Source organism: Finegoldia sp. (assembly GCF_046991905.1).
In the GTDB taxonomy this organism is placed as follows: Bacteria; Bacillota; Clostridia; order Tissierellales; family Peptoniphilaceae; genus Finegoldia.
The window spans coordinates 1-11,906 of sequence record NZ_JBKWZF010000044.1; the positions used below are offsets into that span (position 1 = coordinate 1).

The 11,906-nt window shown below is 35.8% G+C and carries 6 protein-coding genes and 1 pseudogene; all 7 read left to right on the forward strand.

What is annotated here, in order from left to right; all coding sequences use genetic code 11:
* Positions 1 to 84 precede the first annotated feature (84 nt).
* Entirely contained in the window at positions 85 to 5,361 is a 5,277-nt protein-coding gene (locus ACLUJM_RS10915) for an SNF2-related protein (RefSeq protein WP_412412811.1), read from the forward strand.
* Complete coding sequence (locus tag ACLUJM_RS10920) at positions 5,330 to 6,295, forward strand: hypothetical protein (RefSeq protein WP_311445159.1); 966 nt, start codon at positions 5,330 to 5,332, stop codon at positions 6,293 to 6,295. The genes ACLUJM_RS10915 and ACLUJM_RS10920 overlap by 32 nt, the downstream gene beginning before the upstream one ends.
* A gap of 663 nt (positions 6,296 to 6,958) precedes the next feature.
* Entirely contained in the window at positions 6,959 to 7,750 is a 792-nt protein-coding gene (locus tag ACLUJM_RS10925) for a copper amine oxidase N-terminal domain-containing protein (protein ID WP_068367206.1), read from the forward strand.
* A 421-nt stretch (positions 7,751 to 8,171) separates the two neighbouring features.
* Positions 8,172 to 9,746 (forward strand): CAP domain-containing protein, encoded by a 1,575-nt coding sequence (locus ACLUJM_RS10930; protein WP_068455153.1) that lies wholly within the window; start codon positions 8,172 to 8,174, stop codon positions 9,744 to 9,746.
* 118 nt (positions 9,747 to 9,864) lie between these two features.
* Entirely contained in the window at positions 9,865 to 10,833 is a 969-nt protein-coding gene (locus ACLUJM_RS10935) for a ParB/RepB/Spo0J family partition protein (RefSeq protein ID WP_412412812.1), read from the forward strand.
* Position 10,834: 1 nt separating this feature from the next.
* The gene (locus ACLUJM_RS10940; protein WP_296154520.1) at positions 10,835 to 11,035 is read left to right on the forward strand and encodes a hypothetical protein; all 201 of its coding nucleotides are present in this window, start codon (positions 10,835 to 10,837) and stop codon (positions 11,033 to 11,035) included.
* A gap of 335 nt (positions 11,036 to 11,370) precedes the next feature.
* Positions 11,371 to 11,535 (forward strand): annotated as a pseudogene (locus ACLUJM_RS10945) (transposase); the annotation flags it as partial.
* Positions 11,536 to 11,906: the final 371 nt, after the last annotated feature.

Genomic DNA, 11,906 nt, shown 5'->3' on the forward strand with positions numbered 1-11,906 from the left:
AACTTCTATTTACTCAATCGAAAACAAATACCGAAAGGTGTTCTGAAAGAGCCAAGCCTTATTAAAGATAGTGTAAATGGTCGTTTGGGATATGAGACAGATCTTCTCCTAGATTTAGATAAACAAAAACTAAAATCGGTTTTTCTGTATAACGGTTATTGGATTAATAATAACGATTTTGATTATGAAAGTTATGCTGATATTGAAGCTGCCCTCGTAGATTTAACCGATCGAAGCTATACAGGAAATATCCTAGATGAGTTTACTGAAGCCAGTGCTGAAAAATATGAACTCAATGTTCGTGAAGTACAAAATGTTTCCGTAAAAGATGAGAAACAAAGCTTCGATTTAGTTAAGGATTTTGATCCGCCTTCTGTGCGACTGGAAAATAATATTAAAGCCTTAGAAGTCCTCAAGCGATGTGAGAGCGAAAATCGATATGCTACAAGCGACGAGCGAAGAATTTTAGGAAGCTATGTCGGTTGGGGCGGTCTTGCAGATGTTTTTGATGAAACAAAAGGCGGACAATGGGAGCGTTCAAGAGAAACAATTAAACAATATTTATCGGAAGAAGAGTATGAATCCGCTAAGGAGTCTACATTAACATCGTTTTACACGTCCAATGGGATTATCGATGGAATCTACAGTGCTTTAGAAAATATGGGCTTTAAAGGTGGGAATATTTTAGAGCCAAGTGCAGGTATAGGAAACTTTATAGGCAATTTGCCAAAGAGCTTAGAACCGTCGTCCTTTCATGCAGTAGAGCAAGATACGCTAAGCGGTCGCATAGCAAAACAACTTTATCCGGAATCTACTATTGAAGTCTCAGGGTTTGAAGATGTGAAGCTAGAAGATGACCACTATGATATTGCAATTGGCAATGTTCCATTCGGAAATTACAAGCTGTACGATGAAGCTTATAGTAAGCAGAATTTTTTGATTCATGATTACTTTTTTGCGAAGTCTTTGGATAAAGTCCATGATGGTGGCATTGTTGCCTTTATAACCTCAAAAGGCACAATGGATAAGACAAATAGCGAATTTTTAAACTATATGGCAGATCGGGCGAAATTGGTAGGAGCTATAAGACTGCCTGAAGAAGCCTTTAAGCAGACAGGAACGTCTGTCACTTCCGATATTTTATTTTTTCAAAAGGTAGAAAATAGTGATCGCTCATGGACTGAATTGGCAAGAGATGAAAATGGAATATCTCTAAACCGATATTTCGTGGAACATCCTGAAATGATAATGGGAACAATGGTAGAGCGTTCTGGACCTTTTGGAAAGGTGGCTACTTGCCAACTAGACGATAAAGATTTTTCAGCACTCTTTGAAGAGGCAATAAAAACACTCCCTAAAGATATATACCAAGAGCCAATTGAACGGTCGATCGAACCTAAAAAAGAAGAAAATCAAATTACAGCGGAACTGCCTGATTTGTCTGATGTAGAGGATTACACCTACTGTAAAGTAGGGGATAAAATATACTACAAGAATGAAAACGTCGTCGAAGAGATCTCACAAGATGTCGAGCTGCTTAGCGGTATGATCGAGCTACGTGATACAGTTAAAGAACTTTATTACCTGGAATATAATAATTTCGATAGTAAAGCGATCGATGAGCAAATGGAAAAGCTCAATAGTGTATATGATGAATTTGTCGAAAAGCACGGTCGCATTAATGAACCTTCGAAGATTAAAGCTTTCAGAGGAGACGACTCCATTGCCATTCTTCTAGCATTAGAAGAATTAGATAATGACGGTAAGTTTGAACAGAAGGCTGATGTCTTCAGAGAACGTGTTATTAAGGGAGTAGAAGTTCCTGAGCATACAGAAGATCTGGTAGATGCTGTCATTCTTTCTCTCAATCACAAAGGTAGAATTGATCTGAATTTTATGTCTGAAATTATGGGAAGAGATTCCGCAGAAATTAAAAACGATCTTTTAGAGAAAAAGCTGGCTTTTAAAAGCGAGAGAGGTACAGGAGAATTAGTATATCGTGAAGATTTTTTATCCGGTGATATTCGCAAAAAAATAGAAACGTTCCAAGCAAATATCGACTCTTTTACAGTAGAGGAAAGAAAATCGATGATAGAAGCCCTCGAATCAGCAATACCTGAAGCAATTAAAGCGAAAGATATAAGCTTTAGGCTAGGCTCTACATGGATTCCTGAGAGGTATATTTCTGATTTCTGTAGAGAAGTGTTAGGTGGAAGTAAGCGGATTGAATTTTCGGAAGCCACGTCGAAGTGGTATGTACCTGATAAAGGGAATGACTGGAGCGTTTATAGTACGACTAAATTTGGCACCCGTCGTATGAACTCGTGGCATATTTTGGAGAAAACACTTAATCAGAATGAACGATTAAAAATTGAAGATACAATTTATGTCGATGGCAAGGAACAAAAAGTACTAAACAAAAAAGAAACGATTTTGGTACAACAAAAGCAAGAATACATGAAGCAAGAATTTGCGAATTGGCTTTTCAGTGATCCTCAAAGGACAAGTGAATTAGAAAAGATCTATAATGAGCGATTTAACAATATAGTTATTCGAAAGTATACAGGAGAAAATCTTCCGTTTAGCGGCATGAATCCGCTTATTAGCTTGCGTCCACATCAAAAAGACGTAGTAGCCAAATCAATATTCCACGGAAATACGTTGGCAGCTCATACAGTTGGAGCAGGTAAGACTTTTTCTGCAATTGCAGCCATAATGGAATCGAAACGCTTAGGTCTATCATCTAAGGCTATGATCGCCGTACCCAATCACTTAACGGAGCAGTGGGGTAGAGACTTCTTAAAATTATATCCAGACGCAAAGGTCCTTGTGGCGACAAAAAAGGATTTTGAAAAAAAGAATAGGCATAAATTAATGGCGAAAATCGCCAGTGGAAATTATGATGCCGTTATTGTAGGACACAGTCAGTTCGGTATGATTCCCGTGTCGCAAGAATATGAAAAAAGATTCCTACAAGAACAATTGAAAGAACTCGATCTAAAACTAAATTCTTGCAATAAATACACACAAGGGTTTTCCGTCAAGCAATTACAGCAAAAGAAGAAAAAACTAGAGTCGAAAATAAAGGCGTTAATGAAAGAAAAACGCCGTGATGATATTGTCAACTTTGAGGAAATGGGAATTGACAAGCTAGTTGTGGACGAAGCTCACGAATTCAAGAATTTACAAATTCCCACGAGTTTAACAGGAGTAAGTGGAATTAGCAATAGTGCGTCTCAAAAGGCATATGACCTCTATATGAAAACTAAATATTTAGATGAGAAGACCGGTCGTAAAGGTCTTCTTTTTTTAACCGGGACACCTGTTTCAAATTCTATGTGCGAACTTTTTGTTATGCAAAAGTATTTGAACAATGAAGATCTTGTCCGAACCGGATTATTGGATTTTGACGCTTGGGCTTCCACCTTTGGAGAGATTAAAAATGTGCTTGAACTATCGGTCGATGGTACAAGCTATAAGATGAAAACAAAATTTAATCGATTCAATAATATGCCAGAACTAAAAAAACAATTTTTAAATTTTGCAGATATAAAGATGCCTGAAAGCTTAGATTTGCCGGTTCCTGATCTAAAGTCTGAAGTAGTAAAGGTAAAGCCTAGCGAATTACAAAAAGAGATTATCGAAGATCTCTCTTCCAGAGCTGACAAGGTAAAATCCGGGATTGATCCTAGAATTGACAATATGCTAAAGATCACGAACGACGGGCGTAAACTGGCACTTGATCAAAGGGTATTTGACCCGATGCTGCCAGATGAAGACAACAGTAAAGTGAATGCTTGCGTCGATAAGATTGTAGAAATCTATAATCAAACTATGGATAGTAAATCCACACAAATTGTATTTTCTGATTTATCTGTTCCGAATAAAGATGAATTTAATGTTCATCATGATCTTAAGGAAAAACTCATTAAAAAAGGTCTCAAAAGCCAAGAAATTGCCTTTATACATGATGCCAATACTCCTGCAGAAAAAGAAAAGCTATTTGCGAAGGTTCGTTCAGGCGATGTTAGAGTCATCATCGGTACTACTCAAAAAATGGGAACCGGTACGAATATGCAAGACAGGGCTATCGCCTTACACCATTTAGATTGCCCGTGGAGACCGGCAGATAGAGAACAACGGCTTGGTCGCATGGTAAGACAAGGAAATGAAAATAAGGAAGTATTCGAATACACTTATATTACCGAAGGAACATTCGATGCCTATATGTATCAAATTTTAGAAAATAAGCAACGGTTCATCAGTCAATTAATGACAGAAGAATCGGCTCTTCGATCTATTGAAGATGTAGATGAAATCACTTTGAACTATGCGGAGATAAAAGCTTTATGTGCCAATAATCCTTTGATTAAAGAAAAAATGGAACTCGAAAATGATGTTAATCGATTAAGCATTGAAAAGGCGGGTTACTTGCAAAATATCAATCAACTAAAACAACAAATAGCAAGTGCATATCCTGAATCTATGCGAAAACTAGAAAATAACATGAATAATATAAAAATGGATTTAGAAAGAGCTCGTAGGAGCGAAAATAAGCCTTTTGAAATGAAAATTAATGGAGTTATTTATCAAGATGAGAAAGACGCCGCAAAAGCCTTTGCAGAGTCTTATCAGGAGAGTATAAAGAAAAGTGGGCCATTCGCAGAATATAAAGGCTTTAAGATCTCCATAGACTACAGTCCTATTGACAAACAATACGTCTTAAATGTTGCAGGGGAGGAACGTAGCTACAAAGAACTTGCTTCTAAAGCGGGGCATTGGAACATTACAAGAATAAAAAACATGACCGCCCCGGAGTATTACGAGGAATTAATTATGAGTACCGACGAGCGATTAAAAGAACAACAAAGAAACCTGGAAACTGCGAAAGAAGAAGTTTTAAAACCATTTATAAATGAGGAGGAATATGTCGAGAAGATGAATAGACTAACAGAGATTAACCTAAAGTTTAATGATGGAGATATTTTATTCGATCAGTCGCTCGAGGAAGCTAAAGAAAAATTATCAGATTTTTGTATTGCTTCTCAAGGCTATTCAGATATTGACTTTACCGACCTGGAAGATGTTCACCTTTTAACCAAAAAAATTGATGGTCAACGAAAAATAGATATATCTTGTAGTTTACTGGATCATCCTGAGCTGATTACAAAGTTAAATGGTGAGATCATAGATATAAGGAGAGAACAGTCCCTGGAAGACTTTATAAAGCTAAATATAACTTCCATGGATATTTCCCAACACATTCATAAACTAAAGGAAACTGGAAAGCTTGAACTATCAGAGAAAACAAATGAAGAGGTGATCAAGCATGAAAGATTCGAAGATCGAGAAGATCGTTAAAGAGATAGGCGCAGACACTGAATCTTATTTGAAGGGATTTTTCCAATATTTTCTTTTCATAGAAGATGAGGAAGTTTTGAATGATCTATATAGTACCTTTACAGAGTCCAACTATTCACTTTTTAGCGATGAGATCGTCAACTTTGAAGAAGAAATTAATGCCATAAAATATGAAGCAATAAACGACTTTATTTCTAGGGTGAATGATGTAATAGGTCAAAAGATAGATCTAAAAGCTTTTGAGACAGAACTAGAACAAAAAGAGATCATCGATGCCTATGAAATAAATCTCATGGGGAAACTAACGAGAATTATAATAGTCTTTAAAAATGAAGAAGGAATAGTTCTAGGTATAAACGAAAAAATGATATTAGAGCTAGTAACGCCCCTAGAGTTGGTCTATGAAACAAAGATTCAGCAATTACTTGGAGAAACTGAAAGTAGATCTAATATAATTCAAATTTATTTTCAAGCTCAAAAGATAGGCACATTATATTGGAGTAGACCAATAAACTTGAAAATTAAATATGGGCTTATTTCAGATTATCTGGACGAAGAGTTCTATACTCTAAAAGAAGAAAAAGAAAAGATGGAAGAAGGGTTTCGAGACTTTTATCTAGATACGATTAATAGTTTGACGTACTTTAAAATTCCTAAATCAATTAATTTAGAAGAAATTTTCCATTTTGAAAATATCGATAGAGACTATAAAGTTATTCTCTATATGAAGAAGCTATATAAGGAGATCCTACAAGGAAAAAAATCTGGAATGCCTGATTTTAAAAATATTATTGAGATGGAAAGCTTCATTGAGCAAGCTAACGTTTATCAGCCTTTGTTTTTGGAAAAGTTAAGTAAAGTAGATAAGACAAAACTTAGCTATGAGCAGGCAAAGAAAATAGCGTTAAAGAAAATTGAAAATCAAAAGGTGTAAGAAAAGCTGTCTAGATAAAGAGCGTTTTGTGAATTGGTAAGTCATTAATATGACAGAAAGTAGATGAAAGGGTCCATATCTAGAGATTTCCTATAGTATTGACAGGAAAAAGACATTGCGGGGCGTGGTAAGAGGTTGTATAATCAAACAAGAGGAAAACCTTTTAGTGCTTTGGCACTAGGAATTTTAATAGGGGGTGATTTTTAATCTGTATTGTTGGAGTAGTGTGTAATTCTGTTGTGAGGGTTAAATAATGGTGGTAGAGCAGGAAATATTAATACAAGGTCTGGCAAAGTTGGAAATACCTTTGGTTTAGATTGCTCAGGATATGTAAGTAGATGTTGGGGCCTAACATCCAAAAGAGGCACAACTACAATTGAAAATGTGGCAAGACGGATTTCGTATAGCAGTCTGCAACCAGGAGATGCCCTGAATTATCCGGAAGAACACGTTATGTTATTTGAAAAGCGTGACAGCAACGGGGACTATGTATTGTATGAAGCAACGAGATTAAATGGATATGATCGAGTATCTCATACAATACGTTCAAAATCGAAAGTAGAGAGTCAGTATAAAGCTATTCGGTATAATGGCATATGATCCATAGATAGCTTAACGTATAGATAGATGAATGCATAGATGAATGAGTGTAGGAGGCCTTTAATGAAAAAGATGGCAGTATTGTTATCATGTTTATTGCTTCTCCCTTCAGTAGCCTTGGCGAAGGGACCTTCTCCTGTTGGACGTTACGTTGGAGTTTACGTTAATGGGCGGGAACCCTTAGAAGAAGATGTGATGCCCGTTATCCGTCACAATCGAACGTTTCTTCCTTTGCGTGCGGTCACTGAAGAATTAGGCTATGTCGTGTCGTGGAATCAAGATAAAAAGGAAGCAACTTTAACGAAAGGTAAAGAAAAAGTCGTGATGACGATCGGAATAAAATCTTATCGTCAAAACGGAAAAGATGTGGCGATGGATGTCGCGCCATATCTAGAAAAAAATCGCACATTTATTCCGGCGCGTTACTTAGGGGAGGCGACGGGGCTTTCAGTCCAATGGATGCCAAACGAGCGCATCGTCACCGTCGGAAGCTATCCTCAAAAGGATATTCCTGGAGCGAAACGGATCTACATCAAGGAAATAGATATGTCCTTTATTTTACCGAAAGATGCAAATATTGATTACAAGCTCGAAAACGACGAGCTTTGTTTCTATGAAAAGTCGAATGAACAAATAGGTGGCGATGGTTTTCTCTTTCGCCTTTCAAAAGTCAAAAATCCGAGGACTGATTGGTGTAATGGTCCTGTGATCCTTGCTCATAAAGATGGCATCTACTACGGTGCAGATTTCCGAGGAGATCCAGCGGAAATTCAAGATAAGGCACTAAGGGAAAACTTCGAAAAAGCTTACGACTATATTGATGATATTCTGATGACAGTTCGAGTAGGAAAGTAAGAGGAAATTCTATATTAAATAGTGTTAATAGTGTTGGTGGAAACACCGGCACTATTTTTTTATTATAATTCTGGTCAGACTCAATTTAAAATAAACTTCGAAAAGTTTATCAAACCATAAGTAACGGATATCAAAGAATTGTTTGATTTTAATTTATAGACCAATTCATGTAGGTTCAAGATAGAACCTAAATATTTAGTAATTTACTCCCTTTTAGTGTAATAAAGAAAATGATTAATGACTCTTTTATCCATTCACTTTTGAAGAGATAGCTTTACGAACGAAGCTTGAATCGTTTTTATTACACTAAGATTAAAAACATAATCTGAAGAATTTACAAAATCTTAGTTGATATGTGCAATCGCACATGATATCATCTAACCAAGATATAACTCAATCACATTTCGTATGGAGGTTTAAAATGAAAAAGAAAATGTTAGTCAAAAGTGTATTGTCCGTAACATTAGCTACAACTATGCTCTCTTCAGCAGGGGTAGCGTATGCCAACCATGCTCCTGTGAATGCGAATGACAAGAAGATTCAAATTAATGGAATTAAGTATTTGAAAATTGCAGACTTAGAAAAAATGGGATTTAAAGTAATTGTTAAAGATGGCGTCCTAATTCTTGAAAAGGATGGAAAAATTATTCACTTAAAGTTAAATCAGAAGACTGCTTTAGTTAATGGCTTAGAAATTTCTTTATCTAACGTAATTTACTCTAACGAAGGAGTAAATGAACAAGCTCTAAAGAATCTATTAGAAGCATATGACTCCGGCAGAACCTATTATGTTCGTAATATCTTAACGAAAGACGAAGACACAGTTAAAGATTCGAAAGCTGTAGAAGAACCTGGAACAAGACCTGAAGAACCCAAGAAAAAAGAAGAAGGCACTTTAGATCTCCTGGACATTCTGAAAGATGAAGAATCGAATAAGAAGATTTATGATGATCTAAGCAAAGATAACGAAGTATTTGATAAACTGTTTGATTTCAGTGTAGAAACCCCTGGAACAGAAGAACCTGGAACAAGACCTGAAGAACCCAAGGAAAAAGAAGAAGGCACTTTAGATCTCCTGGACATTCTGAAAGATGAAGAATCTAACAAAAAGATCTATGACGATCTAAGCAAAGACAACGAAGCTTTTGATAAGCTCTTCAATTCAAAAGGTGAGAACTCTGATAAAAAAGAACAAGATGAAAGCCCAGAACAAACGCCTGAAATCGTATATGAAGAGATAACCGTCAAATTAAAAGATGGAAAAACCGCTACTGTTAAAGTTCGATATGATGAGGCTATGGCTCAAAAACATCTCGATCTTTTGAATAACTACAGAAAAGAAAACGGGCTTCCTAAAGTCAAAGACAATAAAGAACTAGTCAAAATTGCAAAAGAACGTGTTGCTGAAATTGTATATGAAAAAATGACGACCGGAACCATTAGCCATACTCGAACGAATGGCGATGCAATTAAGAAAATGAACGACTTTGCCGGTGAAAATATTCAGAATATACGTGGGACTTTATCTGAATCAGAAATGAAACGTGCTTTGGATAACTTTATTAATTCTCCTGTACACAATGAGGTTATGAAGCATAATGAGTATGACAGGAACGTAGGCGTAGGAGTAGGCAACTACGAAGATAGCGGTGTATCTCGAGTCGTTGTTGTACAACTATACGGAAAAGATTTAAAAGGTAAGGAAAAATATACTTTTGACGAAACAGAAAAACAAAAAATAGCTGAGGAACGAAAGGATGAAGAAGAAAAGAAACTGATTGACGATGTAAAAGGTCAAATCACCGATGAAATCAATGGAGAATCTGAATCCGTAGTACAATCTGAAGCCAAGGAAACTTCCTTCACTAAGGAAGAGAAGGCTTTAGTTGCAGAAGTTAAAACAAAGATCGAAGAAGAAATAAACAAAGACGGAAACACAAACGAAATCGTCGCGTCTCCTGAAGAAGCAGCACCGACTGATAGTAGTGAACAATAAAACAAGAGCCTTGCGTTAAGCGAGGCTCATATAACTATAAGTTCTCTCTCATAGATAGGTGTCATTGCACATTTATCTGATATAATTACAGTAATAATAAACGGAGAAGGAACTTAACATGAATGAAACAAATAATATTATTCTTTTAGATCCCGAGGATCTTCTAATCGATCCAGAGAATCTAATTTATGAAAGGGATCCGGAGGATGATGAAAAACTTAGAGAAAGTATAGATCAATATGGAATCCAAAAACCTTTATTAGTATATGAGAATCCTAGTGGCAAATATACAATTATTGATGGACATCGCAGAGCAAAAATAGCAATACATGGTGACGCAATGGTACCTTGTATTCTGTTCCCGATTGAAAATTCCCTAGATCTCATAAAAGCTAAAATAGCCGTTGTGCAATCAAACCATGATGAAAATAATCGATCTGTACAAGATAAATACCGTGAAATAGTTTTTCTAGAAAAGTATATTAAGGAATTAAAAAAGCTAGACCCATCGGTAAAGGGACTTACTAGAAAGCTTATTGCTGAAAATATAGGATTAAAAGAACGTCAAGTAGCTGACTATACAAAAATAAAAAACAATTTAAGAGAAGACGATATGAAGTCTTTTTTATTAGGAAAAATTAATGTTAAAGAAGCTCTTAGTATAATAGATAATTACAAAGAGTTTATACCTGACGCAGTAAGCGAGTTATTTATTAATGATGAAAATAATCCTAAAAAAAACAATCGTTTTTCCGGGAAAAGTATAGACGAAATAGAAACCGTTATTTTCGATATGGTACACAATGAATCGACTTTAAACGGTTATAAAATTGAGCCACAATCGAAGAAAAAAATAAGGCTAACTGATTTAAATACAAATCAAAGTCAAATATTCAAGATTAGAAATATTGCAATAAATATACACGACTACAACGAAAGATATAACGAACAGGAAGGTGAAGAAGCCAATCCGAAAGTTCAATCGATCTATGATCTAACAACGGACTTAGATAAAGAAAATTTGAATCCTATAGATCGTAGAATCCTATCAGACGTAATAGAAAAATTGCATAGCAAGGGAGTTTAGAATGGAAAAGAAAACATCTAAAAGCCAAATGCGTGCAACGAAGAAATGGAAGCAAAAAAACAAAGAAAGAAACCGTTTTTTATCCTATCGATCGACTGCCTTTCTGTTCGCCAAATCATATGCGACGAAGGAAGACATCGAGGAATTAATAAGCGTATTTCAGTCCGAGAATCCCAATGCAAAGGAAGAGGTGGAGAAATGAAACTGTTAATTAATGTGATCTCTATTTTAGGAAAAATCTTGTTTAAATTAATTGCTATAGCATGTCATCTATTAGTTGCATTCGTTCTGCTTGCATTCTCGGTATTGTCTCTCGTGATAGGCTGTCAATTTTCCAGACGATAAAATATTTCTTTCATACTAGCATAGTCTGAAAGGGTCGGAGCTTTACGCTTCGATCCTTTTTTGTTGTATTAGAAAACCCTCGGTTAGACCGGGGGTTCCGTTTAGCTTTAGCGATGAGAACCTAACAGCCTCTCGTGTTATGATAAAAAAGGTCTGGAAACCACGCAACATTATCATCAACAGGAGGTAAAGATGTCATCGCTAAATGACACTCATAGTCTATCACACACAAAATGGAATTGTAAGTATCACGTTGTATTTGCACCGAAATATAGAAGAAAAGAATTCTATGGGTCAAAGCGACTCGAAATAGGTGCAATTTTGCGAGAGTTATGTGGTTGGAAAGAAGTCAACATATATGTAGTCAATAATATTGTATCTTTCGTCAATAGAGGCTTCGCCTTTTGTATTAAATCTGTTCTCAATTTAACAACCCTGGTTTAGCTTACCGAGAAAAGGTACGTTTAAATTATTTAAGGAAACCACCTAAAAAGTGAAATGAGGAACATTGAATAGATACATTACAATAAATTAGAATTCTACTACCACAAAGATTAGAAAATATGAAAAAGGGGAAGTTATCAAAAAGAAAAGAGAACTTTAATACAGTGCAGAAATACTTGACAAAACAACATGTGGATGTTATCCTGGCTTTAGGAAGCCTTATGCAAACTATGATTCAACAGTGCCATCAAAGATCTAAGAAAGGATGAGAAAATGATGAAAAA